This is a genomic window from Leptolyngbya sp. FACHB-36, assembly GCF_014695955.1.
Taxonomy (GTDB): domain Bacteria; phylum Cyanobacteriota; class Cyanobacteriia; order Leptolyngbyales; family Leptolyngbyaceae; genus FACHB-36.
In genome coordinates, this window is record NZ_JACJPG010000520.1 from 1 (window position 1) to 18,985 (window position 18,985).

At 53.3% G+C, this 18,985-nt stretch carries 17 protein-coding genes; 9 read left to right on the top strand and 8 right to left on the bottom strand.

The annotated features are described in order from the left end of the window. Positions 1 to 148: 148 nt before the first annotated feature. Positions 149 to 715, bottom strand: coding sequence for a Uma2 family endonuclease (locus H6F43_RS14915; protein WP_242025641.1), 567 nt, complete (start codon positions 713 to 715; stop codon positions 149 to 151). 180 nt (positions 716 to 895) lie between these two features. Continuing rightward, complete coding sequence (fabG, locus tag H6F43_RS14920; RefSeq protein WP_190343523.1) at positions 896 to 1,660, bottom strand: 3-oxoacyl-[acyl-carrier-protein] reductase; 765 nt, start codon at positions 1,658 to 1,660, stop codon at positions 896 to 898. A 129-nt stretch (positions 1,661 to 1,789) separates the two neighbouring features. On the opposite strand from fabG, the gene trxA reads away from it, so the two are divergent. From trxA to cobD, 3 genes are all read left to right on the top strand, one after another. Further along, the gene (gene trxA, locus H6F43_RS14925; protein ID WP_190343524.1) at positions 1,790 to 2,107 is read left to right on the top strand and encodes a thioredoxin; all 318 of its coding nucleotides are present in this window, start codon (positions 1,790 to 1,792) and stop codon (positions 2,105 to 2,107) included. A gap of 576 nt (positions 2,108 to 2,683) precedes the next feature. After that, on the top strand, positions 2,684 to 2,971 hold the full coding sequence (locus H6F43_RS14930; protein ID WP_190343525.1) for an HU family DNA-binding protein: 288 nt from the start codon (positions 2,684 to 2,686) through the stop codon (positions 2,969 to 2,971). Continuing rightward, entirely contained in the window at positions 2,955 to 4,061 is a 1,107-nt protein-coding gene (cobD, locus tag H6F43_RS14935; protein WP_190343536.1) for a threonine-phosphate decarboxylase CobD, read from the top strand. Before H6F43_RS14930 ends, cobD begins: the two co-directional genes overlap by 17 nt. Before the next feature lie 119 nt (positions 4,062 to 4,180). Here cobD and sat read toward each other — a convergent pair whose 3' ends face one another. From sat to H6F43_RS14950, 3 genes are all read right to left on the bottom strand, one after another. Beyond that, positions 4,181 to 5,368 (bottom strand): sulfate adenylyltransferase, encoded by a 1,188-nt coding sequence (sat, locus tag H6F43_RS14940; protein WP_190343537.1) that lies wholly within the window; start codon positions 5,366 to 5,368, stop codon positions 4,181 to 4,183. 223 nt (positions 5,369 to 5,591) lie between these two features. After that, entirely contained in the window at positions 5,592 to 6,143 is a 552-nt protein-coding gene (locus H6F43_RS14945) for a GNAT family N-acetyltransferase (RefSeq protein WP_347272418.1), read from the bottom strand. 52 nt (positions 6,144 to 6,195) lie between these two features. Continuing rightward, positions 6,196 to 7,002: an SAM-dependent chlorinase/fluorinase gene (locus H6F43_RS14950; RefSeq protein ID WP_190343527.1), complete on the bottom strand. Its 807-nt coding sequence runs from the start codon at positions 7,000 to 7,002 to the stop codon at positions 6,196 to 6,198. Between the two features lie 266 nt (positions 7,003 to 7,268). On the opposite strand from H6F43_RS14950, the gene fba reads away from it, so the two are divergent. The 4 genes from fba (at position 7,269) to tsf (ending at position 10,857) form a co-directional block, all read left to right on the top strand. Next, the gene (gene fba, locus H6F43_RS14955) at positions 7,269 to 8,351 is read left to right on the top strand and encodes a class II fructose-bisphosphate aldolase (RefSeq protein ID WP_190343528.1); all 1,083 of its coding nucleotides are present in this window, start codon (positions 7,269 to 7,271) and stop codon (positions 8,349 to 8,351) included. 98 nt (positions 8,352 to 8,449) lie between these two features. Beyond that, on the top strand, positions 8,450 to 9,019 hold the full coding sequence (locus H6F43_RS14960; protein WP_190343529.1) for a Uma2 family endonuclease: 570 nt from the start codon (positions 8,450 to 8,452) through the stop codon (positions 9,017 to 9,019). 289 nt (positions 9,020 to 9,308) lie between these two features. Next, positions 9,309 to 10,097 (top strand): 30S ribosomal protein S2, encoded by a 789-nt coding sequence (gene rpsB / locus H6F43_RS14965; RefSeq protein WP_190343530.1) that lies wholly within the window; start codon positions 9,309 to 9,311, stop codon positions 10,095 to 10,097. A gap of 100 nt (positions 10,098 to 10,197) precedes the next feature. After that, the gene (gene tsf, locus H6F43_RS14970; RefSeq protein ID WP_190343531.1) at positions 10,198 to 10,857 is read left to right on the top strand and encodes a translation elongation factor Ts; all 660 of its coding nucleotides are present in this window, start codon (positions 10,198 to 10,200) and stop codon (positions 10,855 to 10,857) included. An 85-nt stretch (positions 10,858 to 10,942) separates the two neighbouring features. Here the strand turns inward: tsf and H6F43_RS14975 are convergent, their stop codons facing one another. Then, positions 10,943 to 12,034, bottom strand: coding sequence for an SGNH/GDSL hydrolase family protein (locus tag H6F43_RS14975; protein ID WP_190343532.1), 1,092 nt, complete (start codon positions 12,032 to 12,034; stop codon positions 10,943 to 10,945). 426 nt (positions 12,035 to 12,460) lie between these two features. Here H6F43_RS14975 and H6F43_RS14980 point away from each other — a divergent pair, with 426 nt between their 5' ends. Beyond that, a complete protein-coding gene (locus tag H6F43_RS14980) occupies positions 12,461 to 13,954 on the top strand; it encodes a site-2 protease family protein (protein WP_190343533.1) in 1,494 nt (497 codons plus the stop codon). A 4-nt stretch (positions 13,955 to 13,958) separates the two neighbouring features. Here the strand turns inward: H6F43_RS14980 and H6F43_RS14985 are convergent, their stop codons facing one another. Further along, the gene (locus H6F43_RS14985) at positions 13,959 to 15,566 is read right to left on the bottom strand and encodes an FG-GAP-like repeat-containing protein (RefSeq protein ID WP_190343534.1); all 1,608 of its coding nucleotides are present in this window, start codon (positions 15,564 to 15,566) and stop codon (positions 13,959 to 13,961) included. A 930-nt stretch (positions 15,567 to 16,496) separates the two neighbouring features. On the opposite strand from H6F43_RS14985, the gene H6F43_RS14990 reads away from it, so the two are divergent. Further along, positions 16,497 to 17,732 (top strand): hypothetical protein, encoded by a 1,236-nt coding sequence (locus H6F43_RS14990; protein WP_190343535.1) that lies wholly within the window; start codon positions 16,497 to 16,499, stop codon positions 17,730 to 17,732. Here the strand turns inward: H6F43_RS14990 and bioA are convergent. Beyond that, positions 17,729 to 18,985 (bottom strand): adenosylmethionine--8-amino-7-oxononanoate transaminase (gene bioA / locus H6F43_RS14995; RefSeq protein ID WP_242025646.1); only part of this gene is annotated, 1,257 nt, incomplete at its 5' end. The two genes, H6F43_RS14990 and bioA, sit on opposite strands and share 4 nt — an antisense overlap.

An 18,985-nucleotide genomic window follows, 5' to 3' on the forward strand; every position in this document is an offset into this window, starting at 1 on the left:
AGTCGCTGGGTGAGCGAAGAGCGAGATCCGTTAGCGGAAGCCGTTTTTGAGACGTATCAGGCACTACGATCGCTGAATCGAGACGCCGCCAAGGAGTTTATTCAGCTCTATCTAGGAATTTCCGATGAAGATGGCTTGTGAGGCGTGCTTACAGCGTGTTGGGGTCAATTCCTAGTTCTCTTAGTTTTTCTGCCAGTCGATTGGCTTTCTCTTCAGCAGCTTGTTGCGCTTGCTCAGCGGTTAATAGAGCCGCATCCACTTCCTCATAGCTCCGCAGCAGTTCACCCGCTGCTGGGTCGTGAAATCGCAGCTTGCCATCTTTTAGCCGCAGTTCCAGTTGCAGCACATCACTGGATAGCACTACGGTTCTATCCGCAAGCGTCAAGGCGGCGATCGCAAAATAATTGTCGTCCACTAACCGAAATCCCTGAAGCGATGGCTTCAAGTAGTCACCCGTGGGATCGTAGAGAAAATATTCCGAAACGCCTAAAAAGGCATACGCTCCCTTTTTAGGACCGTGATCCTGACTGCGAGTGGACTTTGAAGTGATTTCCAGAACAAAATCTGGAGTTCTATCATTGTTTTCCCACGTTTTGTAGGAGCGACGATCGACCTTTTTCACCCCAAAAATCACAAACGCATCCGGTGCAATCACCGCTTCTGGATTGCCTTTCTCATAGTAAACAAGCAAATTACCAGAAACGTAAACATCCAAGCTTGACTGGAAGTGATGATCTAGCGCACGTCTGGCACATATATCACATACCGACACTGAACGTCCCCTTCTGCCATTGGTTTGCCGTCTGTCTCTGGATATTCGATCTTGCTTGGCAGGTACTCAGGCGCGATCGTCATAGCAGATTTCTCAGGGCACGGCTTACGTTCAGTCTAGAAACTACGCCATCACCATGCCACCGTCCACATTCATCACCTGTCCCGTAATGTAAGCAGCAGCAGGATCGGCAGCGAGGAAGCGAATCATTCCAGCAACCTCTTCGGGCTGTCCGTAGCGCGCCAGCGGAATGAATTGCAAAATCGGTTCTGCCTTTAAGTCAGCGGTCATGTCTGTGACAATGAAACCAGGAGCCACCGCGTTAACAGTAATGCTGCGGCTGGCAAGCTCCTTGGCAACGGTTTTAGTAAAGCCAATCACGCCTGCTTTGGCAGCGCTGTAGTTTGCCTGACCGGGGTTGCCCATCTGTCCAGCTACCGAGGTGACGTTGATGATGCGTCCCCATCGCTGCTTCAGCATAATTTTGCTGACGGCGCGGGTGCAAAGAAATACACCTGTCAGGTTTAAGTCAATCACCGCCTGCCAGTCTTCCGGCTTCATCCGCAGCAGCAGCGTATCGCGGGTGATCCCAGCGTTGTTGACCAGGACATCGATCCTGCCCCACTTGTCCATCGTTGCGCTGATAAGCGCATCGACCTGGTCGGCTTTGGATACATCAGCGGGGAGCGCGATCGCCTCACTGCCCAACGCCACAATCTCTGACACGACCTGCTCTGCCGCGCTGCTAGAGCTGGCGTAGTTGACTACAACATTTGCGCCTTCGGCTGCTAGCGCCAGCGCCGTTGATCGACCAATACCGCGTGAGGACCCAGTCACGATCGCGACGTTTCCCTTCAGTCGTTGCAGATTTTCTGGCAGTGCTTCCATGATCGTCCTCGTTCGGTTCCCTCTTTAGCAGGGTACAAAAGTTGCTAAATCATCATAAAGTAAATGGCTACTTCAGCCGATAGCTGTTAGCTATTAGGTGTTGGCTTTTGAGAAATTAGGAAGCGAAGTATGGCAGTAAAAAAGCAGTTCAACAGCTTTCAGGAGATGGTGTCGGAGTCCGAGTTGCCCGTGCTGGTAGATTTTTATGCCGAGTGGTGCGGTCCATGCCACATGATGGCGCACATTCTGGAACAGGTGAATGCCCAACTGAGCCAGCGCCTTAAGATCGTCAAAATTGACACGGAGAAGTATCCGGATTTGGCGACGCAGTACGGGATTCATGCCCTGCCGACGCTGGTGCTGTTTCGCCAAGGTCAGCCGATCGAGCGGATCGAAGGCGTGCTGCCCTCCGATAAATTGATCCAACGCTTGGAGGCGATCGTTTAGCTTCTGATGCTACGGTGTAAGCCTTTGCGCAACTTAATTGCACAAAGCTATTTTTTCATGAGCTTCGCCAGTGAAAGTCAGATAACGCTTTGCTCAGTAACGATTTGCGACGAGTATTGGAAGCACAGTGATCTCACAAAATCTAATGCTTTTGCGGCTATACCAGGCTTCTGGTGTAGCCGTTTTTAGTTAATGATCTACTATTGATTTCTAAGACAAAACCTTCAAATTCCGATGTAGCAAGCGTTTCAGCCATTGTCAGCTATTAAAAACCTAGCAGGCGCGATCGAGAGATGGCTCAATAAAAATTGACTAGAATGCCCAACAGGAGCGGCTTTCATAGGTATGGCTTATCGTTACAAGCTTTTAAAATTAGGAAAAAAATCCCAAAAGCCATATAACTTAAAGGTTTCACCGATCCAGAACTGAATTGCAGCTTATAAAATAGGGCATTGAAAATTCGAGCCTACGGGAGTTTCAGCTGTTTTTGTTATTTCACTCGAATTTTTTTTGCACCATTTTGTCTAGAGACATCTAAACTGGTGCGTCATGTTCTATAGCAATTAAGGATATCGTATGAACAAAGGCGAATTAGTCGATGCCGTTGCCCAAAAAGCCAGCGTCACCAAGAAACAAGCCGATGCGGTCCTTACCGCTGCACTGGATGCGATCGTCGATGCCGTTAGCGGCGGCGACAAAGTAACCCTTGTGGGCTTTGGTTCGTTCGAGTCGAGAGAGCGCAAAGCGCGGGAAGGACGCAACCCCAAAACTGGCGCAAAAATGGATATTCCAGCGACGAAGGTGCCTGCATTCTCCGCTGGAAAGCTGTTCAAGGAGAAAGTGTCCCCTGGCTCAGAAGAGTAATCAGCCGTCTCAAACGGCAAGCGCATTCCATCGACCGTCGCACGGGGGAAATTTGGTGTGGGCTGCCTCCCTCGCCGACTGTTCTCCCGCTGCGATTCTTGATTTTTCTGCCAGCATTAATCCGCTGGGTCCACCCGCTTCGGCGATCGTCGCGATCCAGTCTCATCTAGCCGACCTATCGGCGTATCCCGATCCAAGCTATCAATCCTTGCGGGCTGTCCTCTGCCAGCTTCACTCAGTTCCGCCCGACTGGATTCTTCCGGGAAATGGCGCAGCAGAATTGCTGACGTGGGCGTGTCGCGATTTGGCGAGCCTAGAGCAAACCTGCCTCCTGACGCCTGCCTTCAGTGACTACCGCCGCGCGTTAAAGGCGTTCAACGCTAGCATTCTTGAATGTCCGCTAGAACAGCGTGAGCAGCTTTCATCGATCGCCCCTTCCCCCGTCGCTTCTTCAGGCTTACTGCTCAACAATCCCCACAATCCGACCGGGCAGCTTCTCTCTAAAGACGCGATTCGTCAATGGTTGGAAACCTTCGCGCTGGTTGTGGTAGATGAGGCGTTTATGGATTTTCTGCCAGAGGAAGCGCAGAGCGTTGTCGAGTGGGTGCAAGACTTTCCAAACCTTGTCGTTGTCCGATCGCTGACCAAGTTCTACAGCCTGCCCGGATTGCGATTAGGCTATGCGATCGCGCATCCCGATCGTCTGAGGCGCTGGCAGCAGTGGCGCGATCCGTGGGCGGTCAATGCGCTGGCGGCGGCGGTGGGTGAGGTGGTGGTGAAAGACACCCAATTTCAACAGCAAACGTGGGACTGGTTGGCGGTCGCCAAAGCGCAGTTGTTTGCCGGACTCTCGCAGCTACCCGGATTGCTGCCGTACGCAGGTGCCGCCAATTTTTTGCTTGTTCGGTCGCAACGATCCGTTGTCGAACTGCAAACCGAACTGCTGAAGCGGCATTGCATTCTGATCCGCGACTGTCTGAGTTTTCCAGAACTGGGCGATCGTTATTTTCGCGTTGCCGTCCGCACCGAAACCGAAAATCAGCGTCTTCTAGAAGGATTAGCTGAAGTTCTGACGGATTGCGCCATTTAGCAGCGTTTAATTTTATGGTTGATGAGCCCTAAACCGAGCCTCCATGCCAACAGAAGGGGTTTAGATTCTCGGTTGGGGGTAATTGAACTCACATTAAATCGAGGACGTTGAACCCTCGATTAAATCTCGTAGGAGTACTCTGGAATCTGCATTGCCCGCGCTAGCTCAGCGGCCACTTGCGGACGAGAGAACTCTGGCGGCGGCAGTTCACCCCGACGCAGCATTTCTCGCACCTTCGTTCCTGATAGGTGAATCCGCTCTTCTCTAGTGCTGGGACTGGTCTTCGTCGTCGCCATCGACTGCGTCCGCAAACAGTAGAAGGCGTGCTCAAACTTCATTGGCACAATGCCCAGTTCGTCTAGATCAAACTCGTCGAAGATGTGCTGCGCGTCGTACGTGCCGTAGTAGTCGCCGACGCCCGCGTGGTCGCGTCCGACAATGAAGTGCGTGCAGCCGTAGTTCTTCCGCACCAGTGCGTGGAAGACGGCTTCGCGCGGTCCCGCGTAGCGCATCGCGGCAGGATTAATGGCAAGAATCACGCGCTCATGCGGGAAGTAGTACTCCAGCATGATTTCGTAGCAGCGCATCCGCACGTCTGCCGGAATATCGTCTTGTTTTGTCGCACCGACGAGGGGATGCAGAAACAAACCGTCTACCGTTTCGAGGGCGCACTTAATGATGTATTCGTGGGCGCGGTGAATTGGGTTGCGAGTTTGGAAGCCAACGATCGTCTTCCAACCCTTATCGCGAAACATCGCGCGCGATTCTGCCGGGTCGATCTGATAGGTGGGGAACTGCGGATGAACATCGCGCTGAAGCAGCCATACCGGACCTGCCAGATTGACGCTGCCCTGCCGATACACCACCGCAACGCCCGGATGCTTTTCTTCGTTGGTGCGGTAGACCATCAGCGCCTCGTGCCGCTTGTCGTAGCTGTACTTCTCAGTGAGCTGCATCACGCCGACAAAGCGCCCGTAGGCATTGTCCAACCGAATCAGCGATCCTTCCTGTAGCGGCGCGGCAACGTCTTCACTCACGGGCAGCGTGATCGGAATCGACCACGGCAACCCATTCGCCAGATGCATTTCGTTGACAACGCGATCGTAGTCCGCTTGATTCATAAAGCCTGTCAGCGGACTAAATCCACCGATCGCGATCAGCTCCAGATCCGAAACGGCACGATCTTCAAGTTGCACCCTGGGCAGAAAGTCAGCTTTGTCGAGGAATTCTGCTCGCTGCTGGGAAGAGGCAGTTCGGTTGATCAACTGTCCCCCATGTGGGGCAATGCTATCTGGAATCATGAGCAGTTTAGGTGGGCGATTTTGAGTGGTGTTGCACTCATTGATCCTACTAGGCTCTGGCCCATTTTCATCGATCGTGCTGCTTCGGAGGGTCCAAACAGCTTGGGAATCGGGCTGGTAGCTTCTTTGCGCTGCAACCTCAGTCTTGGGTTTCAGAACGCGAATGGTGTGATCGTTAACAGGCTGAACTCACGCAAACCTCCGAGGTTTTGGAGAATGGAGCATTGTTTTAGATGGTGCTTTCCGCTACGTGAGCCGATCGGACGAAGCAGCAATCTCCTGGATCATAGGAGTGAAGTGTCGGGCGTTTGGTCGGGTCTACCTCCTCGTATTCAAGACGTCTCAGGAGCCGGATGCTCTTCTGGTTCAGGGGATGTACCGTCGCCCACCATTCGGTTCCTGGCACAACAGCCGCGAGGTAATCGTGCCACCAGAGCATCGACTCGAACGCCAATCCCTTCCCCCACCAAGCTTCACCGAACAAATAGGCTACCTCGCCCCACTCACCGTATCCTGTCGCTTCGAGGCGACCGATCGCTGGCGAGGGAGGAGCTTTCAAACGTACTGCCATGTTGAACCATTGCTCGCTAGGCGTTGTCAAAACCACGGGTCCGCTCGCACGGGCGGCGTACTCCGCCCTGAGTTCCTCTATGGTCGGTGGGTTCCCATCCGGATCGATAAAGGCAAGGACAGAGGGTGTGGTCAGAATGGAGAAGAGATCGTCAGCATGGGCAGCAGTCAGCGGCTCGAAGTCTAGGTTCTTACTCTGCATTGGGGTCATTCTCTTGTCCTTTTGCAAGCCGCCTGTCAACAGGCTCTAATCACGGCTTTTTTCAGCCTTGCCTAGGCGCTAATCCCGTTTGAGTGACAGTCTGATTGACACGCGGCTTGCCAAATCGCTCCCAAGCATTGCCGCCCCGCAGAAATAGCTCCATCCAACGCACCGATGAAGCATCAGCAGACGTCCAACCCGAACTGCCCGGAGCAAACGCTAACGTACCTTCTGGCACCTTAAAGCTGCCGTCCGAGTACACTGCATCGCTGACAACATCGCCGATGCGAATCACGATTTTACTTTGAGGTTCTAAGTGGATGCTGTGCGCCGGAATCGTGGTTTTGATGTTGCCGTAGCCGTCTACCCAGGCAATCCGATCGCTCGGCACCTCCGGAATGTAGTCTGGATTCAGATGGTCACCCAGCAGGCTGAAATCGTTTTGCATCACCGCCGCTGCGGCTGGAGGAAACACATCCCGCGATCGAAATTGGGAGCCGCCGCGAGAGACATTCACCGTTTGCAGCACCTTCGCGTGGTGCTTGATGAACGACAGCGTGTAGCCCGCATTCACGCCGACCACTTTGACGCCGTTGGGCAGCAGAGCGTAAGTCAGTCCTTCACCTTCGTTGTCCCGCCGCGCTTCTGGGTCGTCCTGTCGTGGGGCGCAGTTGTGATAGATCAAACGATCGTCGGGTCCGGGATTCAGCCCCAATTGCGCAATCCAAAACCCCGTTGCCAGAGTGCTAAAGGGCGGCACTGACAGCGTTTGAATCTGAGCCTGGGGAAGCGACATCAAAAGTTGCTGTGTCACTTCTACAAATGCTGGATCTCCAATGCCATAGTCTGCGATGACGGAGATAAACATAAAAATTCCTTGAATTCAAAGCCGCTGAGTAATCTCACCAGCAGTCTAGTGGCGATCGGGCAGCGAGACAAGGAGTTGGGCGGGCGATCGCTGGGCATCCGAGCCAGACGCGATCGAAACCTATAAGAAAATCAAATAGGAATTTTTGCTTATTCGTCCCACTGAACTGAAGACGAATCATCTTCTAAGGAAGAAAGTATCTTAAGATTATCGTAAGAATTAGCTTCGTCCGAATAAGCTGACTACACACTCCAGGAGAACTGTATATGGCGCTCGTACCAATGCGACTGCTGCTCGACCATGCGGCTGAAAATGGATACGGCATCCCCGCATTCAACGTCAACAACATGGAGCAGATCCAGGCGATCATGCAGGCGGCGGCTGAAACCGATAGCCCTGTGATTCTGCAAGCGTCTCGCGGTGCCCGCAAGTACGCTGGCGAAAACTTCCTCCGTCACCTGATCCTGGCTGCGGTGGAAACCTATCCCCACATCCCCATCGTGATGCACCAGGATCACGGCAACGAGCCTGCAACCTGCTACTCCGCAATCAAAAACGGCTTCACCAGCGTCATGATGGACGGCTCGCTGGAAGCAGACGCTAAAACGCCTTCTAGCTACGAGTACAACGTCAACGTCACCCGCGAAGTCGTCAAAGTGGCGCACGCGATCGGCGCATCGGTAGAAGGCGAACTTGGCTGCCTGGGTTCTCTGGAAACGGGTAAGGGCGAAGCCGAAGATGGACACGGGTTTGAAGGCGAACTGGACCACTCCCAACTGCTGACCGACCCCGACGAAGCCGTTGACTTCGTGGAGCAAACCCAAGTGGACGCGCTGGCAGTGGCGATCGGAACCAGCCACGGTGCTTACAAATTCACCCGCAAGCCGACGGGTGAAATTCTGGCAATCAGCCGCATCGAAGAAATTCACCGCCGCTTGCCCAACACCCACCTCGTGATGCATGGTTCCTCCTCGGTGCCGGAAGATCTGATTGCGCTGATCAACCAGCACGGTGGTGCCATCCCCGAAACCTATGGGGTGCCTGTAGAAGAGATTCAAAAAGGCATCAAGAGTGGCGTCCGCAAAGTGAACATTGACACCGACAACCGCCTCGCGATTACCGCAGCGGTGCGGGAAGCGCTAGCGAAGGACCTGAAGGAATTTGACCCCCGTCACTTCCTGAAGCCGTCGATCAAGTACATGCAGAAGGTGTGCGCCGATCGCTATCAGCAGTTCGGCACCGCTGGAAACGCTAGCAAGATCAAGCAGGTCAGCTTGGAGGAGTACGCTGCGAAGTACGCCAAGGGCGAACTAGCAGCCAAAGTCGCAAAATCGGCTGTGAGCGTGTAGAACGCGAGGTTACATTTCACTTGCTGAGATTGCCGGGTAGCTTCAGGGCTGCCCGGTTTTTTGTTTAGACTCAAAACATGAGCGATCGGAGTTGTGCGATGAGTCAATCCAGTTCTGCCCAAGTTCGCTGGACAATTTCGGACGTCGATCTCTTAGCAGCGGATGAGTGGAAGCGCTACGAGATCATCGATGGAGAGCTATTTGTGACGAGAGCACCGCATTCTAGGCATCAAACTACGATGGGGAAAATCTACCGTGCGCTACAGAACTGGTCAGAGGAACGTGGCAGTGGCGAAGCGATTCCAGTACCCGGTGTCATTTTTTCACAGGAAGATAGCGTCATTCCAGATGTAGTTTGGGTTAGCCAAGAGCGGCTAGCAACGATCTTAGATGAAGCCGGGCATCTGACAGGAGCACCAGAGCTAGTCGTGGAAGTGCTGTCTCCAGGAACAACCAATGAGCGGCGCGATCGAGAAGCCAAGCTCAAGCTTTACTCTAGCCAGGGCGTTCAGGAATACTGGATTGCAGATTATCAGGTGCAGCGCGTGGAGGTGTATCGCCGAGAAGCCGCGCAGCTAAAGCGGGTTGTGACGCTGCTAGGGGATGATAACCTGACTTCGCCTCTACTCGCTGGCTTTGAGTGTCCAATTCAACGGTTTTTCCAGTAAGCAGCGTTGAGCGATCGAGGACTCAGCCTTGAAAACTTACCTCCTGCGACGTCCAACACCCCTTCTACCGCAAAAAACGCCAGCGGTGGTCCCACCTGCTGTGCTACCCTAGATAAGCTGTCAAACACCACACATCCAGGAATTCGGGTGTTTCTTAAGGGTTATTAGCCGTTCATTTTTAGTGATTTAGTTACTCCCTCCGAGAACTAACCGCTAGTTGCTAAACGCTAAGAGCCATTAGAAATGCACCTGGGTGGAGGATTAACCCGAATCAGGAGTTCAAATTACTATGCCAGTTGTTTCATTGGCTCAACTGTTGGAGTCTGGCGTTCACTTCGGGCATCAAACCCGACGCTGGAATCCCAAAATGGACCCGTACATTTACACGTCTCGAAACGGGGTTCACATTATTGACTTGGTGCAGACCGCCAAGCTGATGGAAGAAGCCTACGCGTATGTGCGGACGGCTTCAGAGCAGGGCAAGAAGTTTCTGTTCATCGGCACCAAGCGTCAAGCGGCTGGAATTATTGCTCAGGAAGCGTCTCGCTGCGGCGCGTACTACGTGAACCAGCGCTGGTTGGGTGGAATGCTGACCAACTGGGTGACAATCAAAACCCGCGTCGATCGCCTAAAAGAGTTGGAGCGACGAGAGGAAACAGGTGGCCTCGATCTGCTGCCGAAGAAAGAAGCCTCGGTGCTGCGGCGAGAACTGGAAAAGCTCCAGAAATATCTAGGCGGCATTAAAGCAATGCGCAAAGTGCCCGATGTGGTGGTCATGGTAGACCAACGACGGGAGTACAACGCGGTGCAAGAGTGCCAAAAGTTGGGGATTCCGATCGTGGCACTGCTTGACACGAACTGCGACCCCGACGCAGTAGATGTTCCGATTCCCGCAAACGACGATGCCATTCGGTCCATTAAGCTAATAGTGGGCAAGCTGGCAGATGCGATCTACGAAGGTCGCCACGGTGAGCTTGACGCAGAAGACGACTACGAGGATTACGAAGGCGCTGAAGACGAGTTCGACTACGACGACAGCGAAGCCGTTGCCTCGGACGACGAAGCAACACAAGAATAGACTCCGTTGTTAGTTATTAGTTGCTAGCTGTTAGCTGAAGATCTAAAAACTAATGGTTGGTAACTAATAACTAACGACTAAATGCTCAAGAGGAAAGCATATGGCGGACATATCAGCAAAAATGGTCGGCGAACTGCGTCAAATGACTGGCGCAGGCATGATGGACTGCAAAAAAGCGCTTACAGAAACGAACGGCGACAAAGAAAAAGCCGCTGAGTGGCTGAGAAAGAAAGGCATTGCTTCGGCTGAGAAAAAGGCAGGCAAAACAGCAGCAGAAGGATTGGTAGACAGCTACATCCATACGGGCGGTCGCCTTGGTGTTTTGGTCGAAGTGAACTGCCAAACCGACTTTGTGGCTCGCAACGAGGCGTTTAAGAAGCTGGTTCAGGACATTGCTAAACAGATCGCGGCAAATCCAGGCGTGGAATACGTCAAAGTCAGCGATATTCCAGCTGAGATTGTCCAGAAAGAAAAAGACATCGAGATGGGCAAGGATGACCTCGGTGGCAAGCCTGACAATATTAAAGAGAAAATTGTTCAGGGACGCATCGACAAGCGACTGAAAGAAATGTGCCTGCTAGATCAGTCCTACATTCGGGACCCCAATATTACGGTCGATGACTTAGTGAAGCAGCACATTGCTCAGTTGGGCGAAAACATTCAGGTGCGCCGCTTCGTCCGCTTCGTGCTGGGTGAGGGCATCGAGAAAGAGGAAACCAACTTCGCAGATGAAGTCGCTGCCCAGATCGGTCAGAAGTAGCGACGCTACTAAATAAGCTGTGAGCAAGAGACAGTCCCTAGGGACTGTCTCTTGTTTTATGGTTGCCTTGCATCTCACGGCTACTTCAGGCTAAGAGGGCGCTGGTGAAGGAGAACGAGGCGCTGTTGTTAACGGCTGTATTGGCTACTGATGGCAGTTGATCGGCGATCGAGACTGCAAACACAGACGAGACCAACTCGTGAACTCTCGTTGTGGGGTGGATTTCATCCCACCAGAAAAACTCATCCGGGTTTACAGGATTTGCCTGGTCAATTAGGGGGTCCGTGAGGTTGGTGAACCCAAACTCTTCGGGAACTGCGGCAATTCGTTGACTAATGCTGAACAAGTCCACTTCAATCAGGTTAATCCCAAGATTTTGCTCTAGGGGTTCTAGCGCTTGATCGAGTGCTTGATTAAACGCGATGCTAGCTCCTGTCGTAATTGAAGACGCGCCGTTCCGAATGCTAAGCGGGGTCAGCCCAAAGTCGAACGCATTGGGAACAAGAATTTGCTCGGCTCCCAAGTCTGCCAGCTTTGTAATAGCGGTGACAATATTGGTCACGGCGTCGTTAATCGTTTCGCCGATCGCCAAAGGATCGGGAGTAAGATCCAGAAGATCGTTGCCACCTGCCCAGACAACATAAAGCGCATCTGAATCCGCACCACCAAAGAGCCGTGACAGAAACGCAAATGCGTCAATCTGGTTGAGAACTCCGGGAAGGAGATTGAGTCCAAAAACCGGATTGCCCGTATTGTCCCGTCCAGTTTGTGCGCCACCAAAAGCAAGGTTGATGACAGAGTTTTCGCTGAAGCCCTGTTCAGGAGCAAAGTAATCCACCCAAATGGGACCGTTAGAAAACCGTCCTTTAAAGTAGGAAGGGCTATCAGGAGCCAACCCAGCGCTGAGGGTGAACAGATTGCCTGGATCAGAAAGGCTGTCGCCAAACACAATTAGTTGGCTAAAGGGTGAGGAGGGTTCAGCAGGGAGTTCTGCAGCCGTGGCGACAGCAGCATTAATCGTTGGGTCACTCGCCGTAGAAGTGGACGATCGCCGCTGATAGCCTAGCCCGTCATCAAGGCTAGAAAGGGAATTGAGGGTTGATAAAGCATTGGCAGGTAAATCTGGATTCAGGATTGCTTGAGCGGTGCTTGGGGCAGTTGAGTCTAAGTAACTCATGCTAAAACCTCTTAAATATTCATGGCAGTGTCATTGCGCTCATTTGATCGAAGCGATCGTCTATCCTGATTGCTGCGTTCACCCCCGTAATCCTAGACGTAAGCGCTTCAAATTTCTATAGAATCTACACTCCTCAAAGTCCTCATCGCCTAGGTCGTTCAACCCTCAGCCGCCCTAAATGCGTCTGAACCCAGCGACGATCGCGTTTTCCCTTGAGCTGCGGCAATGTTGAGTCCACAAGAGCGCTGACTGTGACTTCGATGCGTTTCCCCTGCAAGTAACCGTTGGAGCGCACCGGATTCAGGTAGATTAGATCTATCGGTAGCGGCTCTGTGATAAAACTTAAAGTGCTGAAATAAATCGCTAGATTTCTCAGCGATCGTAGAGCAGTTGACCTAAGCCGAACGAACTGCGGAAGGTTGAGGAATGATTACAGCATTGACGGTGCTAGTGGCGTTAGGCATTTTAGGCTGGGGGTTTTACCGAGCCAGACCTTTTGGCAAATTGGGCATTCTCGCGTGGTTGCAGTCCGTTGTGCTGATGGCTCCCTGGCTACTGTTCTTTGGGCTATTTGCAGCGGGCATTTACCTCAACCTTGTCGGAATGCTGTTTCTATTTGTTCTGTCCACAGGTCTCTACGTTTTCATCGGCAATCGCGTCAGAGCTTTGGGACAGGATGCTGCCCTATCTCGTCGTGCTGCCTCGATTGCGGAAGCTACCCCTGACGCGGTGTCGGAAGACTCTAATTCGTCTGCACTGGACGGCACCCCAACCACTCCGACGCAACTGGCTGACGAACCAGAGGTTGTTCCCATTCCTGCGGAGGACCTACGCCAGATTCAGGGAATTTTTGGCGTTGATACCTTCTTTGCTACAGAGACGATTCCCTATCAGGAAGGCGTTATCTTTCGCGGCAACTTGCGCGGTGAGGTAGAACCAACGTTTACCCGCCTATCTGAAAGCCTGAAGGAGCGCTTAGACGATCGCTATCGTCTGTTTATGGTCGAGAATCAGGACGGTAAGCCTGTCGTTATTGTGCTGCCGAGCAGTCGCGATCCACAGCCAGCCACCCTGCCGCAGAAAGTCTTTGCCGTCGTTTTGATGGTGGCAACCGTTGCTGCCAGTTTGGAAAGCGCTGGATTAATGCTTGGCTTCGACGTGTTTGTCTCACTGGAGCGCGTGACAGAAGCTCTGCCCTTAGCCACTGGGATTCTAGCAATTCTCACCGCCCATGAAATCGGGCACTGGGTTCTGGCGCGTCGCTACAAGGTTCGCCTCAGCCTGCCGTTTTTTATTCCAACCTGGCAAATTGGCTCGTTTGGTGCCCTGACCCGATTTGAATCACTCGTGCCCAATCGCAATGTGCTGTTTGACATTGCCTTTGCTGGACCCGCCGCGGGCGGTGTCGTGTCCCTCGGAATGCTTGTGATCGGGCTGCTGTTGTCCCATCCAGGTAGTCTGTTTCAGGTGCCGTCCGAGTTTTTCCAGGGGTCAATCTTAGTCGGCACCTTGGCGCGAGTGGCGTTGGGAGGAGCATTGCAGCAGTCGATCGTCGAAGTGCATCCGCTAGTAGTCATCGGCTGGCTGGGACTAGTGATTACGGCGCTGAATCTGCTGCCTGCGGGACAGTTAGACGGCGGACGCATCGTGCAGGCAATCTACGGACGAAAAACCGCCGGACGCACGACGATCGGGACGCTGATTGTGCTGGGATTGGCGTCGCTGCTAAATCCGCTAGCGCTGTACTGGGCGATCGTCGTGCTGTTCTTGCAGCGCGATTTGGAGCGCCCTAGCCTAAACGAGCTGACCGAACCGGACGATGCCAGAGCCGCTCTAGGACTGCTGGCACTGTTCCTGATGGTGGCAACCCTGCTACCGCTGACACCCAGTTTGGCAGGACGATTAGGCATCGGCTCCTGATGCCTTACGCCTTAGCTGGCGCGTTCACCCCATAGACCTTGTAGCCGGTGTCTGCCAGCATGGCGTAGTCTACCTGCGTGGGACCGACGAGGGTGTAAATACCGCTGTAGGACATCACCGATCGCACACTCGCGGCAGGGTGGGCATAGTCACCGCCGTCCTGTGACTGCAGCGGTACATAGACACCGCCATTCGCTGCCTTGGAATACTCGCCTTTGAAGACGGCAGTTTGCGGGCTAGAGCGGTCTTGCAGAGAGTAGCCAGTCCAGTTAAGTCCTAGCAGTCCCAAAACATGCCCAATTTCGTGCAGCACCGCCTGATAGAGAACCGTATTGTTGTACTGCGAGTAGACGGTGGGATTCAGGGCAACTTGTCCAACCCGTGGCATGACGCCGTAGGTCCCAGACGTTGAGGGCAACCAGCCGCCGAACTCGTAGTCAGGTCCTCCCAGTGCGGGTTCGTTGCCTGAGCTACCCAGGTAGTTGTTAACAAAGACCACAACGTCATCCACCCAGCGATCGGTCGTGAAGCTAACCGATCGTCCCGGATAGGTTTCCAGTCTGCCGATCGTCGCATCGCTGAAGGAGAAATCTGTCCACTCGTTGGCGATCGCCGTTGCCCAGTCATTCGCTGCCTGTTGAGCAACGGTCCGTCGTGCGGGTGTCCAAAAGCCGCTGTAGTCGTTGCGAAAGTCAAGGTCAATGTTGAAGCGTGTCAGGTCGGGCGCGTAGGTATTCGCTACCGTGCCCAAGTCATAGGTGCCGTTACCCACCGCACCGCCGCTCAAGCTGTAGCTCACCGTATTGCCCGTAATCCGATTGGTGCTAGAGCCATCCAGTTCGGCAATAAAGGATACGGTTCGCGGTTGGTTCCAGTCTTGCGGCGTAAAGACGATCGTCGTCTGTGTGCCGTTCTGAGCAGTGTTGTCCGCATCCACTGTCAGAAAGCTGCCCGTGGTAAAGGTCAACGTCGTGTTGGCAGTGGGTGCTTGGCTGAGCTGAATCTGAAACGTTCCAGTACCACCTTCTTTGCCGCCGAATGTTAATTTACTAACAGTTGTCAGTTGAGCGGCTGAAGCCTGAAGAACGATTTCCTCGCCGACAGTCAGAGTAGCTGCACTGTCTCCAGACGCCAGAAGACTCATGCTGATGACTTCTGCACCATTCATTAGCCACAGCGTAGACTCATTCGACAACGAGTTTCGCCAGACAATATCGTCTTTTCCGTCTTGGTTGTAGTCTTTGATGGCTTGAACTTGCAGGTTGCTTCCCGGTGTGGCTGGTAGAAAAGCATAGTTAAGCCCACGACCATTTTTGAGCAGCCAGACAGCATTGCTGCCCGTTGCCTCTTCGCGCCACAGCAAATCTCGACTGCCGTCTCCATTAAAGTCGCCCGTTGCCTGAATCTTCCAGGAAATCGGAGCAGTATTAATCGAGATAGCTTCTTTAGCTGCACCGTTCATCAACCACAGCAAAACTTCGCCTGATTGCTCGTTGCGCCAGAGAACGTCCGCTTTTTTGTCGCTGTTGAAGTCAGCCGCCGTCTGAACTTTCCAGACGGACTCAACTTTCTCGATCGGTGAGTCTGTCGCACTGCCGTTGGCTAAGCGCACATTTACGTCTTTCGTAGCGCTATTCCGCCAAATTCGATCGAGCTTGCCATCCCCATTAAAATCAGCCTGGGCTAGAAGAACCCCGCCTGGAGGAAGGATCGTTGACGAATCTAATGGAAGTCGTGGAATAGCTGGGGTGGCAGTAGAACTCAGACTGCTCTCAATCGCGCTAGACGAAGCGTTTAAGGGTGCTTGTAGGTCACTTTGGTATGGATTTGCGTTAGTTAACGCCGTCGACAAAGGCTCGATCGATTGAGTTGTGGAAGAAAAAGCAATAGCGGCACAATCGGCTGACATGGAAGGTGCGGGGGGTGGGTTTGCCTAAAGAAGAATAGAGATCTTTGCACCAGAGAAACGCGCTCTCGGAGTAAACCGACTTGCATTTACATCTGATAACCGTGCAAGGCAAGACCTTCGTCTACCAGATTCTCGAAAGCTTTGACGACGGAAACGCGAAATCGCGGCTTCGTCTAGGTAACAGTATCTGCTGCAATCGCTCTCTACTCAAGCGGTCTGGCAGTGCATCCCCGGTGTGCCAGTTTGAGAAGCTGCTCTAAAATCGGCGGTTCGACAGAGCAAAAAGTATCAAACGTGACAGGTGTAATCTATTTATAGCGAGTAATTTGGGGAAAGTCTAGACAAGACTACGGGGAAATGTGTCAATTTAGCGTATCAATTCTTAAAGGTTTCATGAAGTTCACGGAGGCGATCGCGAAAACCAAGCAAAAAACTTTATCACATCTCGATTAACCGCATAGTGTCGCGACTTTACAGGGTCAGCTGAGGAACTGTCCGCTAAAATCGGAGCGATTAGACTCAGTGAGTATAATCTGCCTTTATAATCCTTGGTAGTTCGGCTCTACCATACCGCAACCATTTCTGAGGCTGGCTTCATACCTTCTCAATACCTGCACAAGGAGCGTCATAAGGGTGAACAGTTGGATAGACCACTACAATCGACCAGTCAGCTTGGAAGAGCAACAACTCTACCGCCACTGGTTGAATTTGTCGCAACTTGAGTCACCGAACCAGCTTGTTGAACGATTTCGTTTGCTATTTGTTGAGGGTAGTGGCTATCCTGAGCCTGAAATTGAAGCGGCGATCGAGCGAATCCTCTCTTCGGACAGCGGCAGTGCAGAATTCAAGTTCATTCTCAATCGCTGCTGCTACATTCTGATTAATCGCTGGCTGATGCATCCTCGGCTTCAGGGAGCAATTCCCAGCCTAGTGGACGTGTTTGAAGTCGCCTCTGGCACGTCAGGACGATCGTCTCAGCGCCTGCGCGAACATGTGCGGCTGTTTACCCGCACCGACCAGTACCAGACGCTGCGGCGGCTGACGGACATGCTGCGGCAGGACACCGAGGGGATGACGCAAAGCCGCCCACTGGGCAGCTACATCCGCCGCTATCCCTACCTATACGAGCATTGTCTCCTGGCTGAAGACAGCATTGATGACCAGCGACGCACGGTGCGGCGAATTCAAGTGCAGGCGCAGCGCCAGTTTGAAGTGGATTTATCCCAGTACATCACCCATCGAATTGTTCGATCACAGTCCAGCGACGATTCAGCAATGATTAAAAATCCGACGCTGCTCAGCGATCAGGATTTGCGGCTGGCGCTGAATCAGTTTCTCTGCAAAGTCGATGGACAGCACACCCAGCGCGATTTGGCGCAGCACTTCCTCACGTACAGCCGCCACACGCCATCCTATCGGGTGTTTAAAGACGAACTGTTTGATTATCTTTCAACGGCGATTGCGCCTGACTATGGCAAGCGGCAGTTCTACGATCGGCTGTACACGCAGCTGCAAACCACGCTGCCCGAAAACGACGGCCAGCGCCCCAACGAGTTTTTGCTGCTGCGGACCTGTAGCCGCCTGCTCAATTTCCTGGTGGTGGAGAGTCCACAGCAGCCGAGCCACTTTGTCTTCCTGGATTTAATTACTAATATTGGCACCACGTTTGCAGTCAATCTGCTGCTGAAGATTGTTCTGCTTTGTCAGAAGGTCAAACCCCACCTAGAGAAGCGCTTTTCGATTTTGTTCAACCACTACGAGGCACACACAAAGGAAAGCGGCATCGGCTGGCTGATTGAAGCCCTGGAAACGCTTAACGTTGCCTTTGCCACCAACTTTGGCTCGGTCAACTTCTACAGCTTCAGCTAGAGCGAGTCCAGCACTCGGCGAATCACCTGATAAATGGATTCAAGCTGGGACGTGGTAATGCAGTAGGGCGGCATCAGGTAAAGCGTATTCCCCAACGGGCGCAGCAGAAAGCCTTCCGCCAGAAATCGCGCTTTTAGAATCGGACCGATCGCGTTGAAATACCCGCTTGCGCTGTCGGTCTTTACATCCATGGCGGCGATCGTGCCGCAGACACGCACGTGCTCTAGTCGAGGGTGGTCCCGCAGCCAGCGATCGAGGAATTGCCGATGCAGCGATTCCAGCCGTCGATAGGCATCCGGATTTTGCTCCAGCAGGTCTAGCGACGCCACTCCAGTTGCACAGGCAAGGGGATTGCCCGTGTACGAATGCCCGTGGTAGAACGTCTGCCCTAGATCGTCTCCGCAAAAGGCGTGGTAAATGTCTTCGGTCGCCACTGTCACCGACAGCGGCAAGCAGCCGCCCGACAGCCCTTTCGACAAACAGATTAAATCGGGCACGGTGGCAGACTTGAGGCAGGCAAACAAGTCGCCCGTGCGTCCAAAGCCCGTCATTACTTCGTCGTAAATCACCAGCACGTTGAACTGACGCGCCAGTTGAGTCAGCGCCTGCAAAAACTGCGGACGACACAGCCGCATTCCTCCCGCACCCTGCACCAGTGGCTCAATGAAGATGCCTGCGTATCGATCGCCCCGCCGTTTCAGCAGCCGCTCCAGTTTCTCCAACACCTGTGTTTCTTTCGTCTCTACCTGCAGATCATCATCAAATGTCGCAGGAAAGGGAACAAGCTCTGTGTCAAACATGAGAGGACGAAACCGCTGCCACCACGAGGAGCCGCGCCCGATCGACATCGCACCGATTGTGTCACCGTGGTAGCCGCCTTCAAAGCTGAGAAATGTTTTTCGCTGGGGTTCTTTCTGGTTGCGCCAGTACTGGTACGCCATTTTTAGCGCTACCTCGATCGCCGTGGAGCCATTGTCTGAGAAGAACACCCGCGTCAGGGACGCTGGCAAATGAGTCAGCAGCCTACGCGCTAGTTGTTCAGCGGGCGCATGCGTAAAGCCCGCAAAAATGACGTGTTCTAGCTGCTGTGCCTGCTGGTACAGCGCGTCTGCCAGCACGGGATGGCTGTGTCCATGAATCGTTACCCACCAGCTTGAGATGCAGTCCAAAATCTGCCGCCCGTCTTCGAGTTCCAGCAAAACGCCGTGCCCTTTCACCACCTTCAGCGGCGGCGGAGCGGTTTTCATTTGCGT